The sequence below is a fragment of the Nocardioides marmoriginsengisoli genome, from assembly GCF_003725695.1.
In the GTDB taxonomy this organism is placed as follows: domain Bacteria; phylum Actinomycetota; class Actinomycetes; order Propionibacteriales; family Nocardioidaceae; genus Marmoricola; species Marmoricola marmoriginsengisoli.
The window spans coordinates 337,384-363,330 of the sequence record NZ_RJSE01000005.1; the positions used below are offsets into that span (position 1 = coordinate 337,384).

General features: G+C 64.2%; 34 protein-coding genes and 1 tRNA gene. 26 read left to right on the top strand and 9 right to left on the bottom strand.

The genetic code is table 11. The features are described from left to right. The first annotated feature begins 13 nt into the window (after window positions 1-13). A complete protein-coding gene (locus EFK50_RS07575) occupies window positions 14-1,330 on the top strand; it encodes a hypothetical protein (protein ID WP_183407711.1) in 1,317 nt (438 codons plus the stop codon). Window positions 1,331-1,392: 62 nt separating this feature from the next. Here the strand turns inward: EFK50_RS07575 and EFK50_RS07580 are convergent, their stop codons facing one another. After that, window positions 1,393-2,745, bottom strand: a complete 1,353-nt coding sequence (locus EFK50_RS07580; RefSeq protein ID WP_123226953.1) for an aminotransferase class I/II-fold pyridoxal phosphate-dependent enzyme — start codon at window positions 2,743-2,745, stop codon at window positions 1,393-1,395. 71 nt (window positions 2,746-2,816) lie between these two features. Between EFK50_RS07580 and EFK50_RS07585 the strand changes: the two genes are divergently transcribed. From EFK50_RS07585 to EFK50_RS07595, 3 genes are all read left to right on the top strand, one after another. Beyond that, a complete protein-coding gene (locus tag EFK50_RS07585; protein WP_123226954.1) occupies window positions 2,817-4,304 on the top strand; it encodes a CoA-acylating methylmalonate-semialdehyde dehydrogenase in 1,488 nt (495 codons plus the stop codon). A gap of 4 nt (window positions 4,305-4,308) precedes the next feature. After that, window positions 4,309-5,670, top strand: a complete 1,362-nt coding sequence (locus EFK50_RS07590) for an aspartate aminotransferase family protein (RefSeq protein WP_123227009.1) — start codon at window positions 4,309-4,311, stop codon at window positions 5,668-5,670. 114 nt (window positions 5,671-5,784) lie between these two features. Continuing rightward, a complete protein-coding gene (locus EFK50_RS07595) occupies window positions 5,785-6,321 on the top strand; it encodes a hypothetical protein (protein ID WP_123226955.1) in 537 nt (178 codons plus the stop codon). A gap of 63 nt (window positions 6,322-6,384) precedes the next feature. On the opposite strand, the gene EFK50_RS07600 is transcribed toward EFK50_RS07595, so the two are convergent. Both EFK50_RS07600 and EFK50_RS21810 read right to left on the bottom strand, forming a co-directional pair. Then, on the bottom strand, window positions 6,385-7,041 hold the full coding sequence (locus EFK50_RS07600; RefSeq protein WP_148046084.1) for a hypothetical protein: 657 nt from the start codon (window positions 7,039-7,041) through the stop codon (window positions 6,385-6,387). Between the two features lie 566 nt (window positions 7,042-7,607). Then, a complete protein-coding gene (locus EFK50_RS21810) occupies window positions 7,608-7,886 on the bottom strand; it encodes a hypothetical protein (RefSeq protein ID WP_148046085.1) in 279 nt (92 codons plus the stop codon). 255 nt (window positions 7,887-8,141) lie between these two features. Between EFK50_RS21810 and EFK50_RS22905 the strand changes: the two genes are divergently transcribed. After that, the gene (locus EFK50_RS22905; protein WP_221177314.1) at window positions 8,142-8,357 is read left to right on the top strand and encodes a helix-turn-helix domain-containing protein; all 216 of its coding nucleotides are present in this window, start codon (window positions 8,142-8,144) and stop codon (window positions 8,355-8,357) included. A gap of 27 nt (window positions 8,358-8,384) precedes the next feature. Here the strand turns inward: EFK50_RS22905 and EFK50_RS21815 are convergent, their stop codons facing one another. Next, window positions 8,385-8,936: a hypothetical protein gene (locus EFK50_RS21815; protein WP_148046086.1), complete on the bottom strand. Its 552-nt coding sequence runs from the start codon at window positions 8,934-8,936 to the stop codon at window positions 8,385-8,387. Window positions 8,937-9,000: 64 nt separating this feature from the next. Beyond that, window positions 9,001-9,585, bottom strand: a complete 585-nt coding sequence (locus EFK50_RS07615) for a recombinase family protein (protein ID WP_123226959.1) — start codon at window positions 9,583-9,585, stop codon at window positions 9,001-9,003. A gap of 171 nt (window positions 9,586-9,756) precedes the next feature. Between EFK50_RS07615 and EFK50_RS21820 the strand changes: the two genes are divergently transcribed. Beyond that, window positions 9,757-11,487: a hypothetical protein gene (locus EFK50_RS21820; protein WP_148046087.1), complete on the top strand. Its 1,731-nt coding sequence runs from the start codon at window positions 9,757-9,759 to the stop codon at window positions 11,485-11,487. 56 nt (window positions 11,488-11,543) lie between these two features. After that, a complete protein-coding gene (locus EFK50_RS07625; RefSeq protein WP_148046088.1) occupies window positions 11,544-12,110 on the top strand; it encodes a hypothetical protein in 567 nt (188 codons plus the stop codon). A gap of 286 nt (window positions 12,111-12,396) precedes the next feature. Here the strand turns inward: EFK50_RS07625 and EFK50_RS07630 are convergent, their stop codons facing one another. Continuing rightward, a complete protein-coding gene (locus EFK50_RS07630; protein WP_183407712.1) occupies window positions 12,397-13,329 on the bottom strand; it encodes a DUF3631 domain-containing protein in 933 nt (310 codons plus the stop codon). 882 nt (window positions 13,330-14,211) lie between these two features. Between EFK50_RS07630 and EFK50_RS07635 the strand changes: the two genes are divergently transcribed. Continuing rightward, window positions 14,212-15,147: a tyrosine-type recombinase/integrase gene (locus EFK50_RS07635; protein ID WP_183407713.1), complete on the top strand. Its 936-nt coding sequence runs from the start codon at window positions 14,212-14,214 to the stop codon at window positions 15,145-15,147. Window positions 15,148-15,234: 87 nt separating this feature from the next. Here EFK50_RS07635 and EFK50_RS07640 read toward each other — a convergent pair. The 3 genes from EFK50_RS07640 to EFK50_RS21825 form a co-directional block, all read right to left on the bottom strand. Further along, a tRNA-Ile gene (locus tag EFK50_RS07640) sits at window positions 15,235-15,308 on the bottom strand. Between the two features lie 6 nt (window positions 15,309-15,314). Further along, window positions 15,315-16,442: a tyrosine-type recombinase/integrase gene (locus tag EFK50_RS07645; RefSeq protein ID WP_183407714.1), complete on the bottom strand. Its 1,128-nt coding sequence runs from the start codon at window positions 16,440-16,442 to the stop codon at window positions 15,315-15,317. A gap of 215 nt (window positions 16,443-16,657) precedes the next feature. Then, window positions 16,658-17,083 carry a hypothetical protein gene (locus tag EFK50_RS21825; RefSeq protein ID WP_148046090.1) on the bottom strand — a complete coding sequence of 142 codons (426 nt, stop codon included), beginning with the start codon at window positions 17,081-17,083 and terminating at the stop codon, window positions 16,658-16,660. Window positions 17,084-17,206: 123 nt separating this feature from the next. Between EFK50_RS21825 and EFK50_RS07650 the strand changes: the two genes are divergently transcribed. The 18 genes from EFK50_RS07650 to EFK50_RS07720 form a co-directional block, all read left to right on the top strand. Further along, the gene (locus EFK50_RS07650) at window positions 17,207-17,386 is read left to right on the top strand and encodes a hypothetical protein (protein ID WP_123226965.1); all 180 of its coding nucleotides are present in this window, start codon (window positions 17,207-17,209) and stop codon (window positions 17,384-17,386) included. Next, window positions 17,383-17,586 carry a helix-turn-helix domain-containing protein gene (locus EFK50_RS22945; RefSeq protein ID WP_183407715.1) on the top strand — a complete coding sequence of 68 codons (204 nt, stop codon included), beginning with the start codon at window positions 17,383-17,385 and terminating at the stop codon, window positions 17,584-17,586. The genes EFK50_RS07650 and EFK50_RS22945 overlap by 4 nt, the downstream gene beginning before the upstream one ends. A gap of 981 nt (window positions 17,587-18,567) precedes the next feature. Continuing rightward, a complete protein-coding gene (locus EFK50_RS22110) occupies window positions 18,568-18,915 on the top strand; it encodes a GIY-YIG nuclease family protein (protein WP_183407716.1) in 348 nt (115 codons plus the stop codon). After that, window positions 18,912-19,259: a hypothetical protein gene (locus EFK50_RS07665; RefSeq protein ID WP_123226968.1), complete on the top strand. Its 348-nt coding sequence runs from the start codon at window positions 18,912-18,914 to the stop codon at window positions 19,257-19,259. The genes EFK50_RS22110 and EFK50_RS07665 overlap by 4 nt, the downstream gene beginning before the upstream one ends. Further along, window positions 19,256-19,399, top strand: a complete 144-nt coding sequence (locus EFK50_RS22115) for a hypothetical protein (protein ID WP_183407717.1) — start codon at window positions 19,256-19,258, stop codon at window positions 19,397-19,399. The genes EFK50_RS07665 and EFK50_RS22115 overlap by 4 nt, the downstream gene beginning before the upstream one ends. Then, on the top strand, window positions 19,396-19,695 hold the full coding sequence (locus tag EFK50_RS07670) for a hypothetical protein (RefSeq protein WP_123226969.1): 300 nt from the start codon (window positions 19,396-19,398) through the stop codon (window positions 19,693-19,695). Before EFK50_RS22115 ends, EFK50_RS07670 begins: the two co-directional genes overlap by 4 nt. Window positions 19,696-19,869: 174 nt before the next feature. Beyond that, window positions 19,870-20,832 carry a hypothetical protein gene (locus tag EFK50_RS21830; protein WP_148046091.1) on the top strand — a complete coding sequence of 321 codons (963 nt, stop codon included), beginning with the start codon at window positions 19,870-19,872 and terminating at the stop codon, window positions 20,830-20,832. Beyond that, entirely contained in the window at window positions 20,829-21,029 is a 201-nt protein-coding gene (locus EFK50_RS21835; RefSeq protein ID WP_148046092.1) for a hypothetical protein, read from the top strand. The genes EFK50_RS21830 and EFK50_RS21835 overlap by 4 nt, the downstream gene beginning before the upstream one ends. Window positions 21,030-21,135: 106 nt before the next feature. Next, entirely contained in the window at window positions 21,136-21,363 is a 228-nt protein-coding gene (locus tag EFK50_RS07680; protein ID WP_123226971.1) for a hypothetical protein, read from the top strand. Continuing rightward, window positions 21,360-21,701, top strand: coding sequence for a hypothetical protein (locus EFK50_RS07685; RefSeq protein ID WP_123226972.1), 342 nt, complete (start codon window positions 21,360-21,362; stop codon window positions 21,699-21,701). Before EFK50_RS07680 ends, EFK50_RS07685 begins: the two co-directional genes overlap by 4 nt. Window positions 21,702-22,058: 357 nt before the next feature. Further along, a complete protein-coding gene (locus EFK50_RS07690) occupies window positions 22,059-22,571 on the top strand; it encodes a hypothetical protein (protein ID WP_123226973.1) in 513 nt (170 codons plus the stop codon). Beyond that, a complete protein-coding gene (locus EFK50_RS07695) occupies window positions 22,568-22,828 on the top strand; it encodes a hypothetical protein (protein ID WP_123226974.1) in 261 nt (86 codons plus the stop codon). Before EFK50_RS07690 ends, EFK50_RS07695 begins: the two co-directional genes overlap by 4 nt. Further along, a complete protein-coding gene (locus EFK50_RS21840; protein ID WP_148046093.1) occupies window positions 22,825-23,046 on the top strand; it encodes a hypothetical protein in 222 nt (73 codons plus the stop codon). The genes EFK50_RS07695 and EFK50_RS21840 overlap by 4 nt, the downstream gene beginning before the upstream one ends. Next, a complete protein-coding gene (locus tag EFK50_RS07700; protein ID WP_183407718.1) occupies window positions 23,043-23,900 on the top strand; it encodes a PD-(D/E)XK nuclease-like domain-containing protein in 858 nt (285 codons plus the stop codon). Before EFK50_RS21840 ends, EFK50_RS07700 begins: the two co-directional genes overlap by 4 nt. Further along, window positions 23,900-24,448 (top strand): hypothetical protein, encoded by a 549-nt coding sequence (locus tag EFK50_RS07705; protein ID WP_123226976.1) that lies wholly within the window; start codon window positions 23,900-23,902, stop codon window positions 24,446-24,448. The genes EFK50_RS07700 and EFK50_RS07705 overlap by 1 nt, the downstream gene beginning before the upstream one ends. 1 nt (window position 24,449) lies before the next feature. Beyond that, window positions 24,450-24,941 (top strand): hypothetical protein, encoded by a 492-nt coding sequence (locus EFK50_RS07710; RefSeq protein ID WP_123226977.1) that lies wholly within the window; start codon window positions 24,450-24,452, stop codon window positions 24,939-24,941. Window positions 24,942-25,026: 85 nt separating this feature from the next. Continuing rightward, the gene (locus EFK50_RS07715; protein WP_148046094.1) at window positions 25,027-25,464 is read left to right on the top strand and encodes a hypothetical protein; all 438 of its coding nucleotides are present in this window, start codon (window positions 25,027-25,029) and stop codon (window positions 25,462-25,464) included. Next, the coding region (locus EFK50_RS07720) for a hypothetical protein (protein ID WP_148046095.1) at window positions 25,461-25,947 on the top strand (487 nt) is incomplete at its 3' end. The genes EFK50_RS07715 and EFK50_RS07720, both read left to right, overlap by 4 nt.

Sequence of the window (25,947 nt, forward strand, 5' to 3'; positions counted from 1 at the left end):
GGAGGGAATCCTCATGTCTGGACGTAAACGTAAGGTCGCACTCATCAGTGCGCTGACAGCAGTGGTGGTGATCGCCGCAGCATCGTTCGCGAGTGCCGCCGTCGTCTCCAAGAAGTACCACGGCGGCACCGTCGTCGTGGCCTGCTACAAGACCGACACCGGCGCGATGCGCGTCGTACGCAACAAGAGCCAGTGCAAGTCGAACGAGACGGTGCTGCGCTGGTACCGCTACGGCAAGACCGGCGCGAAGGGCAAGGCCGGCGCGGCCGGCAAGCCGGGCGCCGCAGGTCCCGCGGGCGCGGCCGGAGCTTCGGTGCTCTCGGGCACGGCCGCACCGACGGCTGGCGACGGCAGCAACGGCGACTACTGGTTCGACTCGAGCACCGGCACGATCTACGGCCCGAAGGCCGCCGGCTCCTGGCCGGCCGGCACCAGCCTCAAGGGTCTGCAGGGCATCCAGGGGATCCCCGGCGCCCCGGGCATCGGTATCCCCGGTTCGCCGGGCATGCCCGGACTTCCCGGACTGCCCGGAGCACCCGGCACGAACGGCACGAACGGCAACAGCCTGCTCAACGGCGCCGGTGCACCTGACAGCGCCCTGGGATCCAACGGCGACTACTACCTCGACACGGCGGCCAGCGAGCTCTACGGCCCGAAGGCCGGCGGCGCGTGGCCCGGGAGCGGTGTCGTCCTGAAGGGCGCCGACGGCACGAACGGGACCGACGGCGCGCCTGGCGCCGCAGGCCCCCAGGGGCCGGTGGGCCCTCCGGGCGCGGACGGCACGGACGGGACCGACGGGGCGGACGGCGCGGACGGGGCCGGCACGATCTTCGCGGCCAGCAGCGGCGCTGCCCCGGCCGTCGCGACCACCGTGCTCGGCGGCCTCGCCGGGACCGGTGCCGCCCTGCCGCTCTCCGGAGCCTTCGTCGAGAACGGGGTCACCCTGACCGGCGGCACGATCGACAGCACCAGCCTCGGCGTACCGCAGGTGTTCCCGCGCGACGGCACCGTGACAGCGGTCACCGGCCGGGCGGTCCTGTCGAACGCGCTCTCCCTGATCGGCACCACGGTGACGCTGCAGGCCCAGCTCTACACGTCGAGCAGCGGCGGCACCACGATGACCCCAGTGCCGGGTACGCAGTGCATCCTGACACCGGCCCTGACCGGCGTCCTGACCATCGGGACCGTGCTCGACTGCAGCGTGACCGGGCTCAGCATCCCGGTCACCCAGGGGACGAACGCGATGATGGTCGTGACGGCGACCGCTGCCGGCATCAGCCTGGTCAACACGGTGACGGCACGACTCGCCACCAGTGTGGCGGTCAGCTGATCCGCTCGCAGGAACGCTCCCCGTGAGCGGGCGGGGCGGTCGCCCTCCGGCGGCCGCCCCGCTCAGCGCGTCATCGCACCGACCTCGATCCCGGCCGCGTGCGCCAGGATCCCGGCCAGGTCCTCCAGGTCGCTCCGGGCCTCGCCGACGCTCACCCGCAGGTGCGGTGCGCCGGGGGTCACCGTGAACGGCGCTCCGGCGGCGACCCCGACCCCGAGCGTCGCCAGGTAGAGAGCGGCTGCGGTCTCGTCGCGCACCGGCAGCCAGAGGTTGAGGCCGTCGCCGTCGACGATGTCGATGCCGCGCTCCCGCAGGCTCGCGGTGAGCCCGGAACGGCGCCGCGCGTACTCGGCCCGCGCCGCATCCACCTCGGCCTGGCTGGCCTCGTCGGTCAGCAGGTGCAGCAGGATCTGCTGGAGCAACCGGCTGCTCCAGCCCTGCCCGAGCTGGCGGCGACCCTGGATGTCACCGAGGACCTCCTCCGGCGCCGAGAACGCGGCCAGCCGGAGGTCGGGGCCGTGCGACTTCGAGAAGCTGCGGACGTGCAGGGTCTGCTCGGGCAGCAACGACCCGAGGCTCACGTCCGGCGCCGAGGAGATCCCGCCGGCGGAGTCGTCCTCGATCACGTAGGTCCCGGTCCCCCGCAGGATCTCCGCCAGCTCCGCGGCCCGTCGCGGGGTCAGCGCGGCCCCGGTCGGGTTCTGCCCGCGGGTCTGGATGATCACTGCCCGCGCGGGGCGCTCCAGCGCCAGCCGGAGCTGGTCGGGCACGAGTCCCTCCTGGTCGAGAGCGACCCCGACGACCTCGGCTCCGGTGGCCTCGGCCTGGTCCACGACGGTCGGGAAGGTCGGATCCTCGACCAGCACCCGGTCGCCGAGCTGGAAGAGGGACCGGCCGATCTGGTCGAGGGCGTCGAGGGCGCCGTCCGCGATGGCGACCTCGGGGACGTCGTACGGCCAGGAGGCGATCAGCACTCGGGCGAGGTCGGTGAGCACCGGCTCGTCGAGGTAGTTCAGGCTCGACCCCGCCACACGCAGGTCCCGTACGGCGCGGCTGACGTCCGGCAGCAGCTCCGGGTCCGGCAGGCCGCCGGAGAGGTCGAGGGTGAGCTCGTGGGCGCGCGGGATCGCCCGCCGGTAGCGGATCGCCCCACTGGCCGCCGGCTCGGCCACGAAGGTGCCCCGGCGCCCCTCGGTGCGGATCGTCCCGGACCGGATCAGCAGGTTCCAGGACGCGGTGATGGTGGTGGTCGAGACGCCGAGCTCGTGGGCCAGGTAGCGGATGGTGGGCAGCTTCGTGCCGATCGGGAGCTCGCCCGCACCCACCGCGCGGCTGACCGCGCGCGCCAGTCCGCGGGCGGTCGGGTCCTCGATCCTCGACTCGATCACCGAGGCGAGCTCGCGCGGAGTCAGCATCGTCGGTCCACCTTTTGTTCCGGCTCAAAGAAGCATTGTCATGCCCTAGGTTGGCACATAAGTTCGGACCTATGAAGACCATCGGACACTGGGTCGACGGCGCTGAGGTTTCCAGCACGTCCGGCCGCACCGCACCCGTGTACAACCCGGCCACCGGCGAGCAGACCGGCGAGGTCGTCCTCGCGGATCTCCAGGAGGCCGCGCAGGCGATCGCATCGGCGAAGCAGGCGGCGGCCGGCTGGCGCACCGCCTCGCTCTCCCGACGGGCGGAGGTGCTGTTCAGCTTCCGCCAGCTGCTCCACGACCACGCCGACGAGCTCGCGGCCATCGTGACCGCGGAGCACGGCAAGGTCCTCGCCGACGCCGGCGGCGAGCTGGCGCGCGGGCTGGAGAACGTCGAGTTCGCCACCGGGGTGTCGCACCTCCTCAAGGGCGGCTTCTCCGAGCAGGCCGCGACCGACGTCGACGTCTACTCGATCCGGCAGCCGCTCGGCGTCGTCGCCGGCATCACCCCGTTCAACTTCCCGGTGATGGTGCCCTTGTGGATGTGCGCGAACGCGATCGCCGCCGGCAACGCCTTCATCCTCAAGCCCAGCGAGAAGGACCCGTCGGCGTCGTTGCTGCTGGCGAAGCTCTGGCAGCAGGCCGGCCTCCCCGACGGCGTCTTCACCGTGCTCCAGGGCGACAAGGTCGCCGTCGACGCGATCCTGGAGAGCCCCGACATCGCCGCAGTCAGCTTCGTCGGCTCGACCCCGATCGCGAAGTACATCTACGAGACCGGCACCCGCAACGGCAAGCGCGTCCAGGCGCTCGGCGGCGCGAAGAACCACATGGTCGTCCTCCCGGACGCCGACATCGAGATGGCTGCCGACGCCGCTGTCTCCGCCGCGTACGGCGCGGCCGGCGAGCGCTGCATGGCGATCTCCGTCGTCCTGGCGGTCGGCGACGCGGGCGACCGGCTCACCGACGCGATCGCCAAGCGGCTGCCGGCACTGGTGATCGGCGACGGCGCCACTCCGGGGACCGACATGGGTCCGCTGATCTCGGCGGAGCACCGCGACAAGGTGGCCGGCTACATCGGGCAGGGCGCTGACGCCGGGGCGACCGTGGTCACCGACGGGCGCAGCGCCGTCGTACCGGAGAACGGGTTCTTCCTCGGGACGACGCTGCTCGACCACGTCACCCCGGAGATGACCGTCTACCAGGAGGAGATCTTCGGGCCGGTGCTCTGCGTCGTCCGGGCGGAGACCTACGAGGAGGCGGTGGCGCTGATCAACGCGAACCAGTACGCCAACGGGACCGCGATCTACACCCGGGACGGCGGTGCCGCCCGGCGCTTCCAGTACGACGTCGAGGTCGGCATGGTCGGCATCAACGTGCCGATCCCGGTCCCCGTTTCGTACTACTCGTTCGGCGGCTGGAAGGCCTCGCTGTTCGGCGACACGCACATGTACGGGCCGGAGGGTCTCGCGTTCTACACCCGCGGCAAGGTCGTCACCTCGCGCTGGCCGGACCCCGCGACGTCCGAGGTCGACCTCGGCTTCCCGCGGACCCGGTGACGTGATGACGGAGGTGATCGGCGCGGCAGCCGAGGCGGAGATCCGCGCCGACGACCGCGCGTACGTGCTGCACTCCTGGTCGGCCCAGGCGGCGATCGACCCGCTGCCGATCGCCGGCGCGGAGGGCTCGTACTTCTGGGACTACACCGGGAAGCGCTACCTGGACTTCTCCTCGCAGCTGGTGAACATGAACATCGGCTACCAGCACCCGCGGCTGGTCGAGGCGATCAAGGAGCAGGCCGAGCGGCTCTGCATGATCTCGCCGGCGTTCGCCAACGACGTCCGCGGGAAGGCGGCCCGGCTGATCGTCGAGCGGGCGACGCCGAACATGGACAAGGTCTTCTTCACCAACGGCGGTGCCGAGGCCAACGAGAACGCCGTCCGGATGGCCCGGCTGCACACCGGCCGGCACAAGGTGCTGGCGGCGTACCGGAGCTACCACGGTGCCACCGCGGGGGCGATCGCCCTGACCGGCGACCCGCGGCGCTGGGCGTCGGAGCCCGGTACGCCGGGGATCGTGCGCTACTGGGGCCCGTACCTCTACCGGTCCGCGTTCCACGCGACCACCGAGGCCGAGGAGTCCGAGCGCGCGGTCCAGCACCTCCGTGACCTGATCGAGGTCGAGGGGGCCCAGACGATCGCGGCGATCGTGCTGGAGACGGTGGTCGGCACCAACGGCATCCTGGTCCCGCCGGCCGGCTACCTGGCCGGCGTACGGGAGCTCTGCGACCAGCACGGGATCGTGATGATCGCCGACGAGGTGATGTCCGGCTTCGGGCGCTGCGGCGAGTGGTTCGCGATCCAGCACTGGGGTGTCGAGCCCGACCTGATCACGTTCGCCAAGGGCGTGAACTCCGGCTACGTGCCCCTCGGCGGCGTGGTGATGAGCCAGGCGATCGCGGCGACGTTCAACGAGCGGGCCTACCCCGGCGGGCTGACCTACTCGGGTCACCCGCTCGCCTGCGCGTCCGCGGTCGCGTCCATCGAAATCTTCGAGGACGAGGGCATCCTCGAGCACGCCCGGATGCTGGGGACCGACGTGATCGGCCCCGGCCTGCGCGAGCTGGCCGAACGACACCCGAGCGTCGGCGAGGTCCGCGGTCTCGGGGTCTTCTGGGCGCTGGAGCTGGTCACGGATCGTCAGAGCCGCACTCCCCTGGTCCCGTTCAATGCCGCCGGTGACGCAGCCGCCCCGATGAACGCGTTCGCGGCTGCCTGCAAGGACCGCGGGCTGTGGCCGTTCACGCACTTCAACCGGACGCACGTCGTGCCGCCGTGCACGACGACCGCGGACGAGGCGCGGGCCGGGCTGGCGATCCTGGACGAGGCGCTGACGGTGGCGGACGGGTACTACGTCGGCGCATAACCAGCCCGGTGTTCGCGGGTTCTCCGGGCCCTGTGGATAACTTTCTCGCGCTCCCTCCCCGGGCCACTAGGGTCGGTCGACTCTCCAACCGGAGACGACCGAATGGAGGCCCCTGTGTCCGATCACCAACCTCCCCACGCCACCGGACAGATCAGCCCTGACGGGCAGTTCCAGTGGAACGGCACGGCGTGGGTTCCCAACCCCCACCTGCCGCAGCCGAAGAAGAAGCACACCGTCAGGAACGTCCTCCTGATCATGATCGTCGTCTTCGTCGCAGGAATCGCCGGTTGCCTGGCCCTGATCGGCGGCGCCGCGAACGAGATCGACAAGGCCATCAAGGAGGACGACGCTCGGGCCGCCCAGGACGTCACCCTGGGCGCTTGCCCCGTCAAGGCCGAGTTCGGATCCCACGCCGCAAGGCTGACGATCACGAACAGCAACAAGGCGGCTCAGACCTACACCGGAACGGTCTACCTCAACAAGGGCGGCGAACAGGTCGGATCCGGAGTGATCCTCGAAGACGTCCAGGGCGGTGCGACCGTGAAGGTCACGGTGAACCTGTACAGCGCCGGATCGGTTGAGCTGACGACGGATCAGGTGAAGGGCGCGACCTGCACCCTCAGGAAGGTCGGCGCCTTCGAGACCGAGTGAGCTGGGCCCCGGTGTTTCCCGAGGACTCGCCGGGCGACCGGCGAGGCCTCGGTACGGCTCGCGTCAGCTCATGGATGTCGAGCCGGTGAGTGTGTACGTCGGGTCGGGAAGGATCTCGATGACGGCCTTGCCCGACAGCTCGATCGGCGTGGTCAGATCAGCACCGCCGTTGGCGAGGCACGAGTAGCGGACCGACAGGTTCACGCTTTCGTTGCCGGAGTAGCGCCACTCCTTCACCGGATCGGGTACGCCGGACACGTTGCTGAACGAGAAGCCGGGTCCAGAAACAGAGAAGAGGTTCGTGCATTGGGCCGCTCCCGTCAGGCTGAAGTCCAGAACGTCCAGCACGCGGAAGTACGAGTTGACCGGCAGCTTCTCAACACTTTTCTGCGTGGCGCTCTCGACCCCTACCCCGGGCGCGAGCGCGAAGTCCCACGTGACGATGTCTCCCCGGGTCTCGCCCCCGGCCTCGCCCTTCAGTCCCTGGGGTCCGCGTGCACCGGTGCTGCCCTTCAGGCCCGCTCGTGCGCCAGCCGTGAGCCTGTCCGCTGTGAGCGTGCCCTGAGCGACATCGACGTTCTTGATCGTGCCGTTCTTGATCTGTTTGGAAGTGATCAAGGTTCCGGCGACAGCGCCGGTTGCACCAAAGGCGATGGCGACGATCGTGCACGCGATGACCGCGGGCGCGTGCCGGCGAGCGAGCTTCATGGGAGAGGACATGCGCGAAGCGTAGGGGGCCGCGCGCTCGCTAGAAGCGTTTCGGAGAAGTAGGTATGACGCACAGGTCCTCGGGCGACTCTTGGTCGTTCTCCATCACGCCATGTCCGCCAGAAGACCCCGACTGCGACACCGAGACCAAGCCGCCAGCCTCGTATTTCGCCAGCCAGGCAGGCAGGCACAGTCTTGCGCGAAACCCCGAACCGGGCCGCGACATCCACGACCGGCCAAGTGTCTGCCGAACACAGGAAACTGGTAGGGCGAGTGGGGGTCGAACCCACGACCCAAGGATTCCGCTCTGCTCCCCCGACAGCACCCCTTCTTGCGCTCAGGAGCGCGAATCTTTCTCGGTCGGATGCTCTGTCATCGAACGTATTTGATGAGTAAACGATGAGTGAAGATGGGGAAGGTTGGCCACACTCGGGCGATCCTCCCCATCCTCCCCGGAACTCAAATCAGAGCCCAATGCACAGAAAATTTTCTGACACCTTGATACGGCTTGACGCTTCCGAGTAGGCGAATCGTTAGTGTGCCCATCGATCCCGAGAGGGCTACCCGCGGTTCCGGTCTCAGCAACGATCCTCTAGGAAGTCCTTCACCACGTCATAGTCAAAGTTCTTGCTGAAATTCGACGCTGTTCCAATCGGGTCGGCTTCGAAGTCCAAGCATGCACCCCGGCGTCCATCGACAGAAATCTTGTCCCATGCGCGTCCGAGCGCGGCTCGTTGATCCCCCTTGTCGAGTCGGGCCGGATCATCCGAACTGGTGGATTCCGAGCAGGCTGCAAAGGTGGGGATCAAGATCATTGCCGCCGCGACCGCGACGAGTCGGCTCCGGTAGGTGCTCACCCGAACAACACCGAGATCAACGCGATGATCAGAAGCCCGATGATCAGCAGTACCGGGATGATCAGCGTGAGGGCGCATCCACCCTTGATGAGGTCGTTTCCTGACGTGCTCATAGGTGTCCTGTCTGTGGAGGGGCCGACTGACCTGAACGGACGCTATCCGAAACCCGGCATCTTTGCCTTATGCATCTGCTCTCTGGCATCAACTGATTGAGGCAGATGGGGTATACATGTGCCCAAAGAACCCATCTCGGACGTGTCTCGAATCTTCGGTGAGCGTGTTCGTGAACGCCGCACTGAACTTGCACTCTCACAGGAGAGACTTGCCGAGGGCACCAGCCTTCACTGGTCGGTCATTGGCCGTATCGAGCGAGGACAGAGCAACCTCACGCTTGCGAACATCGTGAAGTTGTCCGAGGCGTTAGAGATTGATCCGGGCAAGTTGGTTGCGGGCCTGCGATCAGGTGACTAAGGCGGGTTAGTACCCCGGCGGGGGGACCTAGGGATCGTCTAGCCAGGACACCAACTGCTCGCGAGCATGACGCTTACAGTCGGTAACGTGCTCGAACAGCCCCTTGAGAATGTCGATTCGCTCTTGAGTCGGTTCTCCTAGCACTGCGACAAGACCTCGCTGCCAGGCTGTCAGGTCGCTTGCGAGGTGGTGCACCGCCGCGTAAGCGTGGCTGTTTCCGATGCCCGCATCGACCATTGCGACACGACGAACGGTTTCCGTCATGACTTCCGAGTCGCTCATCAATGTAAGCACGACCTCGCCTGTCAGCGCCTCGGGTCCCCGAGCAAGAATCGCGGTCTTCCGGAAGATGGAGTCATAGTGCGCATCAAGTTGCACCAGAAGTGCCTTGACCTCCTGGACCCTAAGTTCTCGTCCTTCGCGCGAGGTTTCGTGGTCCCACTTTTCACGTTCAAACCGGAGAAGGGATTGCCTGTCCTCAGATTCTCGCTTCGCGATCCTGTTCGAAACAACACCGGAAACCAGCGCCGCGACAACTCCTGAGCCCAAGATTGTCACTACAACAGTGGACCAGTCCATGCGGTCGATGATCGCACGGTTGCAGGAGGTCGACCCGCTGCGCCTGGAGGCAAAAATGGCAGCGTTAGGCCGCTGTGCTGTCTAGGCAGCGATAGACGGTCGCTCTGCTGACTCCGACCACATCGGCAATGGCGCTGATCGTGTGTTGGCCGGCTGAGTGCATAGACCTGACTACTACTACCTGATCCTCAGTCAGCACCGGCTTTCTGCCAGGCTTGGCACCGCGCTCACGAGCAGCGGCTAGACCTGACTTGGTTCGATCAACGATCAGGTCTCTTTCGAACTCAGCCAGTGCACCGAACAGATGAAAGACCAATCGTCCTGCACTGGTGGTGGTGTCGATGTTCTCGTGAATGGACACGAAGCCGATACCGCGCTTGTCCAACTCGGCAACCGTCTCGATCAGATGCTTTAGAGAACGTCCGAGGCGATCGAGTCGCCAGACAACGAGAGTGTCACCCTCCCGAAGGAAGTCGAGAGCAGCGGCCAACTCGGGTCGATCAGTCCGAGTGCCCGAAGCCGTCTCTTCGAAGATGCGCAAGCAGCCTGCATCCCGGAGGGCGTCCATCTGACCATCAGTCGTCTGGTCGTGGGTGCTGACTCGGGCGTAGCCGATCAAGGAACCTTGCTGCGTCGTCTGGTTGCTCATGCCAGAAATTGTTTCACTTCCCGTGTCCGAAAAACAGGGGTAGCGAACACGAGTTTTGAGACGGCCGGGTGCGCGTGAAGCGGCCCTTCGTGAGGGGTGTCCTCAAACCTCCGTTTGTGAACACCCGCTTTGTGCTCAGAGGTCGCCCGAGTGCCCCGGTACATTCGCACGGTGACTGACCCGGAGCCGGATGTGCCAGCCAGCGGCGTTTCGCCCCCACCAGGCGAAGGTCTCAGCGCGTCACAAGACTCGAAAAGCGGCTCCAACCAGATCGACATGGATGGAATCAGCGCGAAGGTCCGTCGGCAGTTCGAACTTGTGCCTCCTATTGGCACAAGGTGGCGGTGGTACGACATCCCCTACCGCGTGCTGATGTGGGCTATGACGGGCTCTCGGCAGCGGGTGTTTTCGTGGCGTATGAGAAGACGTCTGAACAAGGCACTCAACTTCTTCAGCACCTTCAATCACTACGAGCGACTAAAGGTTGAGCCACTAGACGATCCAATGCACAACCTGATCGTCCCCGACGGCGAACGGGTCACTCAGGGTGGCGTTTGGGTTGTTGAACTGTTCCCTCCCAGCAGGTTTGAAGCCCTTCGCCGCTCGCTCGAAAGGAACGGTTGGGATGAAGAGAAGGCGTTCCACAGGTCAGATGGATCCAATGCGGAGGACGTGACAAAGGCGCGCAGAGGTCGTGGATTCATGTGGTCCAGGTTGGGAACGGTCGCGAATCCGAACTCCCGATACTTTGCCTTCGATGCGCGGCGAGAGGTCCTCCCGCCCGAGGTCTCGTTAGTTGAACTAACTGCAGTCCAATTGGGCCAAAGCCTCACCGCGGTCGTCGCGTTCTTTCGGCTGAGCGAGATGGGCGAGCAGGCGTTGAACAAGGTCTGGACCTCACAACACGAGCCGTGGTTCAAGTGGCGAGGGCTTCGGAGGCCGGACACTGAGGGCAGGTTCTTCTCGGGCATTCGGGCAACCCAGACCGAGCGCATGCGGATTCATGATCTGGCGCGCCGCTGGCTTGCAGATCGATGCGGGGGCTTCTTCGCTTCAACGCCGAGTGGCCCACCCGTGATCGACCTGAATCTGTTTGATCAGTTTGACCCGACGGCTGAGTCAGACAACAGGCACAGTAACCACCCTCGTCGTGCGCTCGGCCTGGATGGAAACTTCGGTCACAACTACGCCTCCCCTGAGATGCCCGGGCTGGTCATAGTGCCGACCCGGTCGGGTGGCGGGCCTTCCGACGTCCTGGAGAACTGCTGGGGCGTGATCGGTTCTTTGGTACGAGTGAACGAACTAGCCGAAGACGACCAGGGGTACGGCAAGAAGCCCTACTCCCCCAGCACGATCGGCGGGATGTTCGACGACCCCATCAGATCGTTTCTGTTGCACCTCGCGATCCTGCACTACACCGCCGATCTGCGAAGCAACCTTGCAGAGGCACGCGATGCCGCGATGGGCAAACACCGGAAGTTCAGTGCGAAGCGAATCGATCACCTGCGATCTGAGTTGCTAACCACCAGTCTCGATCTCCCTGTTGTGGCTCGCGACTCCATGACTCTCTGGGAGGACCAGTGGCGCCGTCTCGACGGGGTCGAGGTTCGAGGCGTTCCGGTTCCCGGACACACGCACCCCCACGAGGATTTTGACCTCATTGACGGTCTGAAGGACGCGTGCAATCAAGCGTTTGAAGAACTCCTAGCCGAAGACGCCGCATACCGAGAAGTGCTATCCACTGTGGCGTCCTTAGGCGCGAGCGCAGACGCAAGCCGTTTCGGCCGACGAGCGTTAATAGTGGCTGGCGCATCGCTAGTTGTGGCACTTGCAACAGTGCTTGTCGCGAACACAGGTGATCACACCCTGTGGTCTGACCTGATCAAATGGGTTAAGCACTAACGACCGCCAGGCACTCCAAGGGCGTATCGGTCGGAACTTGGCTCTAACCTCGGAGCATGAGTGCGGATGCTGTGAGCGCGGTCGGGTCAGTGATTGGAGCCGTAGGCGGACTGGCCGGCTTCGCGTCCCTCTACTTCCAACGCAAGGACAGCGTGCGACAGACCAAGTTCAGAGTCGCTCCGTTCGTGTACTGCACGATGGAGGGAGCCGTGAACGCCGGCGAAGACGTGGATCACGAATCGCGGTTTACCACCAAGTTCGACCGTGAGTTCGGAAAAGAACTCTTCAAAGTCTGGGAAGGCAGCCACGGAGTTCCCACTTCACTGGTCCCGAGTGGCCCACTTGCTGGCTACCACATCCAAGTCAGCAACTACTCCGACGAACCGGTGTCTGGGACCATGCTCAAAGTGCTGCACCCAGTGACGAACGAGCCAGTCCTCACGAAGCACCCGATTGGGCTCGGGACCTTGAACCCCAAGACGGCCATGAATGTGTCGATCTACGTTCCGCGCGACTGGGAACCCGGAGTCACAGGTCAGGCCAACGTCCAAGTGACGTTCACCGATTCGGCCGGGCACAAGTGGAAGCGCGTGGAGGGAAACCCACCCGAGGAAGACGATTAGGGAACACCTGCCCTTCGCCTAGCCCATCGGATTCGTGGCCGAAGCCGCACTGAAACAAGCCTAAACCGCCGCAAAGTCGCCGATTTCGGCTTGAAACGGCTAGAAAGTGCCTTCTAGTCAGACATTAAGAGACCGGTATTGATGATCGAGTTCATCAAATACCGAAGCGATCAGCCTTTGGTACTTGGCTCTCATCATTGACATAGAGCCTGGTGGATCGGTATCTCTACCGCCGCAGCGGCGGTAGAGGGGTGGAGCAGTTGGCTGCTCCACCCCATTGGACCTTTTACCGAATGTCCTCGTCGTCACTGTCCACGACAACGGACATTGCCACTGGTCGAGGCTCCCCAACTTCCCCGAGCCCCTCGACAGGGAGGTTAGGGAGGATTTCCTCAATGGGTAGCGGGTCCAGCCACTTGTCCCACGAGGCTTCGAGATCAGCGCGGCGATACATCGATTTGCCGTTCGACTTCTTCGGCCTGACTCCGTAGGCCGCAAGGATCGAGTTCAGGCCCTTCGCCGTTAGGAAGTCCAGCCCATCGGTCTTATTGATGCGGTCCGTCAGGTCTTGACCCGCTAGAGCATTTACCTTGATCCCGGCGAAGATTTCACGTGTCCCTTCAAGCACCTTCGTCTGTTCGGAGGTGATCTCGTCCCAGCGCAGCGATCCACTTGCCGCCGCTACACGATCGGGCCAATCGCCACCAACCGCATTTGCAACCGAGAACAGGCATCGCCAAATTTCTGCGTCGCGATTCGTCAGGTGGTCAGGCAGGTCTGGCTTCTCCCTGTAGGGCACAACATCTCGCAAGCGGATCAGTTGGGCCTCTAGGTACTCGCGATATCCCTCATGGTCGTACTCGTCCCATACCTCTAACGCTGTGGCTCTCGTGGCACGAGTCATTTTGATCGGGATGCTTCGAGTGAGGATCGTGGGCGGCATGGCCTGGTTGTCGATTCCTACCAACGCGACGGGTGCGTAGGCGTTGAACTCGTCAATAACCATCGTGTTCATGTTGGTTCGATAGACCTTCTGGCCGTATGCATAGCCACCGTTGAGCACCGTTCTGATGGTGTCCGAGTTTGGCCCGTTCGCGGTGAACACCGTGTCGGCCTCATCCACGACGAGCGTCGGCGACTCCTTATCGATCAACCTGAACAGGACCGCTGCCGTAGTCCCGAGCAAGACCCGAGGGTTGTGGGAGAAGAACTTGATCAAGTCCCCCTGAGTCGATTTCCCACACCCTGGCTCCGGACTGTTCACATAGAGCCGTGGACTTCTTGTGAACGACTGAACAGCCCATGTGTGGGCCGCCCAGAGGACGACGATCGCGTGAGCGTTCTCGTCCTCGTGATGAACGAACCGGCGGTGAAACGCCAACATGCCGTCCAGTACTTCATGTAGAGGCTGGGCAACGTCCCCAACTTCCCTTACTTCTTCACTAGCGAGTATCAATGTAGTTATCCTATCTGTTTACCCGACTTTCCTTAGGAGACAAAAAATCCCGAAATCCGTGGCGGACTCCGGGCCGTGCTCCATACATGCCAATGTTCTACACTGACTAGTCAATCATACCATAACGGACATCAGTTGTCAAGAGTTCAACTAAATGAGTTAGTCAACCCGACTGCTGTTGAACCCAACTCCTAAGCGTCGATTCGTTGATCCACGCAGGAGCGATCTGCGCGCCAAGTTTGCGGCGGTGACCTCGGTGCTCGGTCTGATGCTGCTTGCAATTCTGAGAGCGTTCTGTGGAACCTGAGCGGGGGCAACCGAGCACCATGCGATCCCCACTATGAACACCCTGTCGCTGGGTTCTGCAAGAATTTCAGCATGGCAAGGCCCCGCACTCCCATTGGCTCGACCGGCACTATCACTGTCGTCGGACACATCATTGATTCAGAAGGCAGGAAGGTTCGCCCGCCCCACGGGACTCGACCGACGATCTGGCGGGCTCGCTCCCGGTTTCGTGACAACGACGGCGTCAACCGCCAGGTCGAAAGATGGGGGCCAACCAAATCTTCGGCAGAGAACAACCTTCGCACTGCACTGACACGACGCCAGCACGTTGCACGGCCTACCGGCCAGATGAATCCCGACATGACGGTGAGCAAGGCCGGACAGTTCTGGATCGAGCAGAATCAGTACTCGGCAATCAGCGACCGGACCCGCAAGCAGTACTCCGACGAGTTCAACCGCTACATCGCCAACGGTGCAATCTCAGGGCTAACGCTCCGCGAAGCGAACAACATCGCGACCTTGGAGCAATTCCTCCAAGGTATCTCCGACAACAACGGCAACGTCGCAGCCAAAGCAACGCGTCGAGTCCTGTCGAACCTGTTGAATCTCGCAGTCAGGCACGGAGCACTCCCCTACTCCGCATGTCGAGACCTCCGGCAACCAAAGGCACGGGCCGACAGCCTCAGTTCCGTCCGGGCATCCCGAACCAAGCACGACACCGACCGGGCATTCAGCCGAGACGAACGAGCCCTAGTCGTGAAGGTGGCCGACCGATTCTCTGACGACGACGCTCTGGACGTTGCAGACCTGATCGCGTTCCTCGCTGGAACCGGGGTCCGACTTTCAGAAGCCTTGGCCTGTACGTGGTGGGACGACATTGACCTTAAAGCGAAGGATGCCGACGGAAAGTCTGCCCCCACGGTTCATGTCCGTGGAACCAAGACCGACAAGGCCGACCGAGTGATCCCGTTGCCCGAGTGGTTGGCGAAGCGTCTTGCAAAGCGTGCCAAGAAGAGATGGAAGAGCGGGCTCGTGTTCGCCTCTCCTCGGCTCAACGACAAGACCAAGCCCCGGGACCGGCGCAACATGATCCGTCACATCCGAACTCGTCTCGATGAGGCCGGTATGGATTGGGCTACGTCGCACACGTTCCGAAGGACCGTTGCTACCTGGATGGATGAAGCGGGTGCTCCGCTTGCGGAGATCGCAAATCAACTTGGTCATGCCAACGTGAACGTCACTGCGACCTATCTAGGCAGAAGACAGGGATCAAATCGAGCGGCCCAAATCCTCTAACGTCCCATCCAATTTGATGAGTAAACGGTGGATGATCAATCTTCATATGGTCTCCAACTGCATATTTGCAGGTCAGACCCACCTTCGTAGGGCGGGTGGGGCTCGAACCCACGACCCAAGGATTATGAGTCCTCTGCTCTAACCGACTGAGCTACCGCCCTTTGCGCTCAAACAGCCTTGTTGTTCGGACCCGCGTGGGGCAAACGTGGGGCAGCGAGAGCGGCAAGTACCGCCGCTGACGGCAGTTCCGCCAGGTGGGCGTAACCAGCCGTCGTCTGCGTCGACACGTGCCCCATCAGCCTACCGACTTCGGCGAGCGGGACGCCCGCTTGCAGGAGCCAAGATGCGTAGGTGTGTCGCAGGTCGTAGATCCGCGCGTGACCGATCTTGGAACGCTCGACGGCGTCGCGCCAGATCGGCGACCAGTTCGAGTTCCGCAGGACCGATGCTCGCTTCTCGGTCGTGATGACCAAGCCCGACCGGCAGCGACCGGCGACGTGATCAACCGAGCACGTCAGCTTGGCAGGCAGCGATTTGCGGCGCTCCTTGAGTGCCTTGACCAGTCCTGGCGTGAGTGGGATGTCTCGAACCTTCTTGCCCTTCGGGTACGCCTTCATCATTCCGCCTGGCTCGTCCCAGGTCTCTACGACGCGGACGATCCCGCGCTTGAGGTCGACGCGATGCCAGTGCAGGCCGCTCATCTCGCCCCACCGCATTCCGGTGTAGACGAGCAAGTCCGCTACGAGTTGGTCGTCGGTGGTCGGTAGCTCGTCCCGAAGAGCGGTGTACTCCTCTCGAGTCAGGAACCTCTCCTGGGCCTTGGCGCCCTTCGGGAGCTGAATCCTTGCAGCGGGGTTCGCCGTAAGGATCTCGGCGTCGACTGCCGCGTTCAGCGAGGCACTGAGGAGGTGGACTGCGCGCTGAACGGTCGCCGGCCCCGCGCCTCCGGCAGCCATGTCGGACGCCCAAGCCTTGACGTCCTGGCGGGTGATCGACCCTAGCGGCACGTCGTCCCACCGGTCGGCCAGATGAGTCTTGCGCCGGATCCGATCTGCCTTCAGTGTCGACGGCTCGACTGAGCGGGTCGGCCACCATTTGTCAGCCCAGGTTTTCCAGGTCTGCTTGTAGGCATTAGGGTCCGCGACCATGCTCTTGCGAACTTCTGATTCCTTAGTGTTCGCAGCTCGCAGCGCAGCCGACTTGTGCGCGAACGTGCCAGCCGAGCGGCGCTTGTCACCGGCGTCGCGATAGACGCCGCGATAGCGTCCGGACGGAAGTTTCTCAGCCCATGCCACTAGATGACCCCCATTCGAGAGTGGGGACATAGGGCTCGACCTCTGGGGACCATCGTCCCGATTTGGACACGGCTCGCGGGAAACCCGGCATCATCGCTTGATGGAGGAGTTTGCGGTCCTGATGCTTCTCGGAGTACGAGTCCGGGAGGTGGACGATCTGGCTGAGGGTCATGTGTGGCTCCCGGAGGACAGACTGCTGCTCATTGACTCCAGCCTCAACGCTTGCCAGAGGGATCGACTAACGCGGCTTCTACTCGCCGACGCTGCCGACTGTTGACCTTGTTCGACGAGAGCCGACTAGTGTCGCCGTCCTCATGGAGCAACTCCTCGTCAAGGCGGCGACCGATCTCCGTCAGTAGTTCACTGTTCGACGCTTTGGCTAGGGCTTCAGCTACGGACACCTGTTCGACGCCCGCATTGCTACGCGCCTCTTCGGCGGTGATCAGGCCGAGCTCGACCAGCGCGGCGATGGGCTCGGCGCCTTTGTAAGCGCGAGCGATCTTGACGACCATGTCCGGCTTTAGGCCAGTGGCGCTACGTACCTGAGTATCGAGCGTCTTTTGGGGAACCGCCGCTGCACCAGCGATTGCGTTGATGCTCGCGTGATCGGTTACACGAGCGAGCCATTCCTTTGCGTCCATGCGCTCAACATATCCGTTCTAGCCAGTTTCCGCTAGATCTCTTGACATTCACTTCCGCAGGTGTAGGGTCAGTCATGTTCCGCTAACTTAGCGGATTCAAGGGCTCATTGATCTGGGAGCGGTGTGACCAAGCCACAGAGCATCGAAGAGGGAATCGCCCGTTTGGCGTCCCGCCTCACTGATGACGAGCTGAACGCAGCCAATGAAGGCGAGTTCGGTGAGGCGATCAGGTTGCTGACTCTGTCTGAGCAGATCCGCCGCAGCGCCGACGTCACCAAGATTCGCGGGAGGCGATCCGCTTGAACACCCAACTCCGCTTCGCAACTTCCCAAGCAGCCGAGTACGCCGCCTGTCATGAGCAGACCATCCGGAAGGCGTGCGAGTCGGGCGAGCTGCATGGCGGACAGCGGAAGCCTGGCGGACGCTGGTCGATTCGTCGCGAGTGCCTGGACGCATGGCTCGATGGGGCGAAGTGCGAACACCAGATCGCGGGTGCCGCATGACCGCGCTCTCCGCAATGCTCACGGACGCTTCCGCAGCGCCCTCCAGGCTTGGGCACGCCGGATGGGAGATCGCCGTCGTGGGTATCGCGGCTGGTCTGTGTACCTGGGCTCTGTTGATCCTCCTGGCACTGCTGATTCGTTCGATCGGGGATCGAAGGACGCGGGCAGGGTGGGCGCAACTATCGCGCGAAGAGGCATCCGCGCGACTCGCCGCCGTGCGAGGAGTCTCGGGATCGGGGTCCAGCTGATGGCGATCTCTGCATGCTCCCACTCGTCAAAGTCGCACCAGATGTCGATGGAGACGGAGTCTCCCGTTTGCAAGGCTGGGACGATCCTTCGGTCAGGCGCGCCACGCGATGCCCACACGTTGACCTCTGTTGTCGCACTGTGCTTGACCTGCACCTGGCACCCGAGGCCGGTAAAGCGGACGGCTGCGGCGGCACCTCGGCCCGCGTTCGCAATCCACACGCGACCAGTGACGCTCTCCGGAGAGAAGAAGTGTCCGTCGAACCACACCCAGATCACGCGGTGCCGGTTCAGCCAGCTCCAGCTGGCGCTCCCGAAGGTGATAACGGCGGCGATCCAAGCGGCCAAGGCTGCCCAGCCCTCAGCACTCAGGTTGGACAGCCATTCACGAATTGAGTCCATCTGCACACCTTCTCAGAGGCGGTCGGCATGAGTTGGCGACAGTCCACGGAGGCGTGGATGGATGCCGATCCAGTCACTCGGGACCGAGCGAAGCGCATCGTCGATCACGACTTCTGGCACTACGTCGACAGTCAGGCGAACGCCCACTCCCATCCCGGCGAGTGTTGGCCTCACTCAACCGTCCCTGGTGTTCGCATTTGGCGGACCCACGGGCTTGACGGGGAATCGCGCGAGGTCTTCTGTTACGACTGGCGGTGCCATCGCGGCGACGTGTGGACCTGTCTAGCGAGCAAGTCCGACCTGAACCGATGCACGAGGTCGAGCAGCATAGGGGTGCCGTTTTGCGACTTCCACTTTGACCGGGCCTGGGAGTTCATCAGCGCCGTCGTCTGGCTGGAGCGATCTGAGCGGATCGAGCTCGACATCGCGTTCGAGCGGAAGATCGGTCGCAGCATCAACCCCGAGCAGCGGGTTCGAACGCTGAGTGGGACCAAGGCTCCTGAGGGAATCGAGATCCACGCCGGCACCCTGCTTGGAACGATTCCCGGCGGAGCTCGCACCGAGAGCGCCCTCCATCTTCGCTTCCGCCCCCATCGCCTCGTTGGCGAGTGGTTTGACTACGCCCAAGTGGCTGACGCGATCGCGACCCTACTGGCCGAGCGCTCGGAGGTCGCAGCATGACCACCGACCAGCTCACCTTCGACCTCGCCGAACTGGTCGAGCCCACTTACTCCCCTGACCTCTCCCTCGCTGAGCGGTTCGCGATCTTCCATGAGGCGAACCCGCACGTGGCGGACGCTCTCGAATCCCTCGCTGCTCAGTGGCTCGCGGCGGGCAATCGCAAGGTCGGAGCCAAGGCGCTGGTCGAGCGGCTCAGGTGGGAATCCGGTCTCCGCACTGAGGGCCAGGCGTACCGGATCAACAACAGTCACGTCAGCTTCTACTCGCGACTGTTGATCGAGCGTCACCCGGAGTGGGCTGACTGCATCGACCTGCGACACGCGCCGGCAGTGGAGGCGGCATGAGCGGCTTCAACGGCAGGAACCCGCTGCAGATGGTTCGCGTCATGCCCGAGGTGACGACCGCTCTGACCCGTCACCCGGAGTACGCAGACGCCTTCCCGATCGGCGCGAGTCTCTACGACTGGGCGGTGATGGGCGCGTGAGTGGCTTCAAGGCTTCCGACCCGCTCGGCACAGCCCTCCACCTCACCGACGCAGACCGTGCGGCGTGGGGTGAGTACGAGTCGGCCAGCAGGAAGGCGGCACTGGAGTACGAGGCCCGCCCATCCGCGAAGCCGAAGATGGCGAACCACGCGTCATGCCTGTGCTGCGGGATCCTCACGACCCGCTTCGTCTGCCTGTCCTGTCAGCAGCGCGACGCGGAGTGGCGCGCGATCGCAACCGACCGTGACGCCCTCATTGCGATCCGAAGAGCGGACATCTTCCCGCTGCGGATCTAACCCCCACGGTCCCCCGCTCTGCTTCCCAGTACGAGCGGGCCGGCGGGTCGGTCATCACCAGCGGATCCGCTGAGGACCGGCCCGCCACTCCAGACATGAAGAAGCCCTCGTGCTGTGAACACGAGGGCAAGGAAGTCACTGAACCAGCAACATCCGACAGAAAGAGAGTAACCGATGACCATCATCGAAGACCGCCTCGCCGCACTGGAAGATCTCGAACTGAAGCGCGGCAACCACACCTCGTTCGCTCAGGGTGCCTGTGCGATGGAGGTTGTCGCCTGGCTTGCGGACGAGGGTCACACCGACGCTCCGCAGTGCGCATCGCCATACCTGCGCCGGTTCACGATCCGCCTGAACGACCGGTGGGGCGACGAGCAGCGCCAGTCCCTGAAGCCGTTCCTGCCCCGCATGGTCGGAACCGGCGGTGACGGCAAGGACGAGGCCCGCAAGCGCATCGCCCGGAGGGCACTCTGTACCGACCTCCTTCCGCCATGGTTGCGCCTTGCCGGCCTGGACGAGATGGCGGCACGCGTCGAGGGTGCGGTCGACCTGCCGGACTCCGAGCTGCGTGAGCTGATGTGGGAGGCGCGGGACGCTGGTTGGGCCAAGCGTCGGGAGAACCGCGCGATCCTCGAGCAGAAGATCCGCGAGCAGCTGGCGACGAAGTCGGCGGTTGCGGATGCGGTTGCGGTTGCGGATGCGGCTGCGGCTGCGGTTGCGGTTGCGGATGCGGTTGCGGATGCGGTTGCGGTTGCGGATGCGGTTGCGGATGCGGATGCGGATGCGGTTGCGGATGCGGTTGCGGCTGCGGCTGCGGTTGCGGATGCGGTTGCGGATGCGGATGCGGCTGCGGATGCGGTTGCGGATGCGGATGCGGTTGCGGCTGCGGTTGCGGTTGCGGTTGCGGATGCGGTTGCGGATGCGGTTGCGGATGCGGATGCGGATGCGGTTGCGGATGCGGTTGCGGGCAAGTCCTCCGACCTGCAGTACTCGGCTGCCTACAAGGCGGCGCGTCAGTACTACCGGGACAACCCGCTCTCGATTGGCGCCGAAGTGGCGAACCTGGCCGAGTCGCAGCGTGGGGCCGCTCTTGTTCTGCTGGACCAGCTCATCGACGCAGACGAGGTGTCGGCATGACCACCCTCACTCTCGTACCGCTGACCGTCCGCGCAGTCGCTGGCCTGACGATGGACGACCTCGAAGAGCTCGCCTTCAAGTACGGCGGCACGATCGAGCGGAACCCGCTAACGAACCGTTGCACGTTGGTCGGTGCGGTCATCGGTGGCAAGCGCATCGACAAGATCGGCCCGGTTCCGATGGTGGTCGCGTCATGAGCCGCCAGTCCTGCGAGACCCCGGACTGCAACGAGCCAGCGGTCACGTACGCCGAGGGCAAGTTCCGTTGTGAGCAGCACGCGCCGACTGGGGCGGTGGTGACTCGATGAGCAAGTACGTCATCTACCTCACTACCGAGGCGTCCATTGCCATCGAGGTCGAGGCCGACTCGCTTGAGGAGGCCCAGGATGCGGCCTTCGATGAGTTGCCGAGTGGCGTTTGCGCGCAGTGCTCGGGCTGGGGCAGCGCATGGTCGCTGGACCTCGGGGACTTCGAGGTCGATGAGTCACATCATTCCGTCGATGGCGAGTGGGTCGAGGTGAAGAAGGCATGATCCCCCTGACCACAGCAGACGCCAACGCGGGCTACCTGATCATCGGCGCGGTCATCGGCCTGGTCGGTGCGGGCATCATCTGGTTCGCCCAGCGCAGCTCGTTCGATCGTCGAGCAGTCCGCAAGTGCGCAGAGACGTTGGGCGTCGAGACGATCCCGACCGCGCACCAGTTCGCCGACTCGCTGACGACCGGTGAGGACGAGTACGCCGAGCGCCACTGGTCCGAGGCGATGGAGCGTGACTGTGCTCAGTCGCTCGCGATCGCCAAGCACAACGTGGACGCGCATCGGCGGCTGGCTTCGGTGCCGGTTCAGGGCAAGCCGAGCGGGTGGTCCTGATGAGCGCGAAGACTGTTCGCAGATGCGGCCTGTGCGGGAATCCCAAGCGCAGCGAGTTCGTCACGATCACGCCAGGCGCAATCCCGATCGAGGTGTTCATTTGCAACCTCTGTGATCGACGCAAATGCAAGGAGTGTGACCAGCCCGAGATCACCGGCAAGGCGCGCTCGTGCCCAAACTGTCAGGCGGACTTCTGATGACCACCTCCGCAGCCCGCTACCCCACTGACCCCAAGCCGGACCCGTTCGAGTCCGAGCCCACGCCTCTTTATGAGGCACTCATGGAGCGTCCGACCGCCAAGCCTCGCCGACTCGCGTACCTGCGTGACCGGCTGGCTCAGCTGAGTGGCGGTCGACGATGAGCGGCCACGAGTGGACGGTGATCCTGCAAGGCGACTGGTACCTGCCACACCTCGTCAACATGCTCAATGAGTACAAGGGGAATAGTGAGCAGACTCTTTGTCGCGACGAGATGGTGCAGCAGATCCAAGCCCAGGTGACTTCTGTGGGCGGCGACTACAAAACCGCTCACCCGCTCGTCGTTATCGACCCGGAGGACCGCGAGCAGGTTGAGCGGCTGCGTGAGGCGGCGAGTCGTTGGGCCGATCGGGTGCCCTACGCCAACATGCGTGAAGACGGTGATCTGACGCACCTCGACGCCATGCAGGCAGCCCTCCGCGAGTTCGCCGATCCGAAGCCGTCCGCATGCACCGAGGAGCCCCGTGATCTCGCCGCTCGGATCGTTGACCGCGACGGCGACGTCTGGGCGCGGGCCGACAACCGCTGGGGTTGTCTCACCACGCAGTCGAAGCCGCAGACCTGGCGAGACCTCGTCAACGTCTGCGGGCCGCTGCACGAGGTGACCCCATGAGCAGCGAGTACGGAACGCCCTGCATCTGGGTCATGGGAGCCGATGACCTGATCGCACAACCGTCGATGGACGTAGCCATCCGCCTGTCTCAAGAAATGAACGCCGCCTACGGCAGATACCTGATCGAGAAGGACATCGACCACGACCCCTTGATGCCAATTGCCTGGGCCGTACCCACAACTTTCGAGATCCAGGGCGTTACTCCACCCGTGACCGACACGTCAGAACGCGACCTGCTCGACGGGAGCGAGTCATGAACCCGGCCAAGCTCCGGTCGCTCGGGCTCGGGCTGCCGACGAGTGACGACTACCCCGGCACCGAACCAGTCCCCGGTCCGCGGCCATCCCGGTTCGACGAGGACGGCAAGTGCACGTGGTGTGAACACAACCGCGATCAGAAGGGCGAGCAGAAGTGCGGCGTTAAGCGCGGCGACTACGACAGCTGCTGGTGCCCGTACGGAAGGAACACCCCGTGAGCGCCGTCCTGGTCCGCAACCTCAACGAGCACACCTACCACAACGACACGACCACGCTCTCCGCGTCCGGCGCGAAGATCCTCCTCGGTAAGCGACCGCCTGCACCCGACAGCGAGGCGCTCGCGTTCGGTCGACTCGTTCACACCGTGATCCTTGAGCCCCAGAACCTCGACACCTATGCGGTGCTGAATGCGGACGAGATCGGGCTGACGGTCAAGGGCGAGAAGTCCGACAATCCGAAGGCTACGAAGGCATGGAGAGAGGCTGTCTTCGCGGCCAAGCGTGACGGGCTGACGGTCATCGACCCGGCGGAACTGGCCCACGCACAGGCACTCGCCGACGCCATCGCTGCGCACCCCGAGGCCGGTCGTCTGCTCGCAGCCGCCACCGAGCACGAACTGTCCGCCTATGCCGAGCACCCGTCCGGCGCGAGGGTGCGGGCCCGGTTCGACCTCGTCATCCCCGGCTCCCTGGGAGACATCAAGGCGTGCCGCGACGCCGATCCCAAGATGTTCGACCGCACGGTCCATGCGCTCGGCTACCACATCTCGGCAGCCAACTACATCGACATTGCACGCGCCAACGGGCTGACCGTCGACCGCTTCGACCTGATCTGCGTCGAGAAGGAACCGACCCCGGGTGGTGAGTACCGGGTAGCGGTGATGGAGATCCACAAGGACGCGATCGAGAAGGGTCGCGAGCTCATGGCCGACGCGTGTGCCCGGTGGCTCGCGCTCGGCAAGTGCATCAACCTGCCCAGCTATGGCGACGGGCGGCACGTGGTCGACCTTCCGCCCTACGTCTACAACGCCGACTTCGAAGACATTCAGATCAACTTGGGAGAGGCATCCTGATGCACATATTTACCAGCCACCGCGGAGACACGAAGCGCTACTTCGCGCACTTCGACCTTCCGACCCATCCGCTGTGCTGGCTCCGCGGGCACCGCGCCAAGGCCGAGGTCATCGACACCAAGTACAGCGGGTCGTGGGTGTTGGTCACCTGTCGAACCTGCGGCATCCGGCATTCCGACCCGTATCTGAATCGCGGCCGAATGGACAAGGTCGACCGCAAACGGGCTCAGGAAGAAGTTGCCCGACAGGTCGATGCAGCGCGTCACAACAATTCCAACTACGCCCGAGTTCGTGATGGCCGTGACGGCTACGGGCATCACCGCGTGGAGCTCGCACTGGAGATCAATCCCCAGTCGTACCGGAAGCCCGGCATTCACCTGCACATCGGCGACAAGTGGTCAGAGACGCCCCTCGACGGCTCGCTACATGGACGCAACCGGTCGGCCTACTTCTCGGTCGGCGGTATCGGAAACCGCCTTGCCGATCGCATCACAAAGGGCGAGAAGCGCGACATCACAGTGGGCGCCACCTACAAGGAAGGCATCTGACATGGACATCACCAACTCGCTCGCACCGCGCAGCGACCAAATCAACGCAGACGACCTAGTCGCCGGCCCGCAGACCTTCACGATCCGCGAAGTCATCGGCGGCAAGGCTGAGCAGCCCTACGACTTCCTGCTGGTCGAGACCGAACGCGCCTTCCGACCCGCCGTCACCATGCGCCGCCTCATTGCAGCGGCATGGGGAGTGGAAGCGGATCAGTACGTCGGTCGACGCCTGACGGTCTACCGCGACCCGACGATCCGGTTCGGAAAAGACGTCGTTGGTGGCGTCCGAATTTCGCACATGAGCCACATCGACGGTCGCGTCGAGGTCAAGGTGCAGGTGACCCGGGGCAGGCGCGAGACATTCGCCGTCGAGCCGCTACCCGACCTCACGCCCGCCGAAGCCCTGCGAGCCGAGTGGCGAACCGCTGACCCCGAGCGTCGCGAGGCCATCGAAGCCGAGGTTGCCGCACTCACGAACGGAGCCCAGTCATGAGCCACCCGCCGGAATCCGACTGGAGCACGCTCGTCTACGGGCTCAGCATCCTGATCCTCGCCGTGCTGATCGCGGTGATGTGCCGGTGACCGCCCCCGAGGTAGGGCTGCGGGAAGCCGTAGCGGCGCTGGTTCGGCGCTGGGAGGTGCAGGCAGCCGCCGCCAAAGAGCGAGCCGCACGAATGGCGGGCGATCGTCGGTTCTCATATGAGGATCAGGCAGAGAACTACACGTTCTTCGCCGACGCCCTGCGCGCTGCCACCCTCGCCACCCACCCGTCCCCGCCGCTACCCGGACAGCCCGGAGTAGCCGAGATGGTCGATGCGGAGGCTGGTGCCACCGACCGGAACATCCGAGACCTTGCCGAGGCGGTGGCAGACGCCTCCTACAAGGTCGGCTGGGAAGGGCTGACTCGACAGCAGCAAGCCACGGAGTGCATGCGAGCCGAGGTCGTTCTTCGCACGGACTGGTTCACGAATCACGTCGCTGCCGAGGTAGCACGCGCCCTGGATGGTGACGCATGAGCGGCGAGGTCGAGTACCCCGAGGCGGAACACGGAGAGTGCGTACCCAAGGAGATTGCCGACCAGTGGCTCGCACAGGTCGAGCGATTGCAAAGCACCATCGAGAAGTACCAACAGAAGGAGAACGACCGTGCCCATTTCCAGCCAGGACCCTCGAATGACGACCCTGCCGCGCACTCGAACCCGAGCCTCGATGCTCCGAATGCGGACCCGTCAACAGACCCGACGACTGCTGATTCGAGTGTTCCCGAAGACGATGCGACGGAGGGCCGACCAGCAGATCGGATTCAGGCCAGCACGACACCAGCAGCGCTGAGCGAGGTCGAGTGGCAGGCGCTGATCGATGCGGTGATGGTCGAAGGAATCTCTTGGCCGCTTCGTCCGTACGGCCTGATGTGCGCTGCTTTGAAGGCCACCGTCGAGCGCATCCTCGCTGCGCGTGGCCTGGTGTCGGAGCCTGACGGACTGGCCGAGCGGGTCGAGG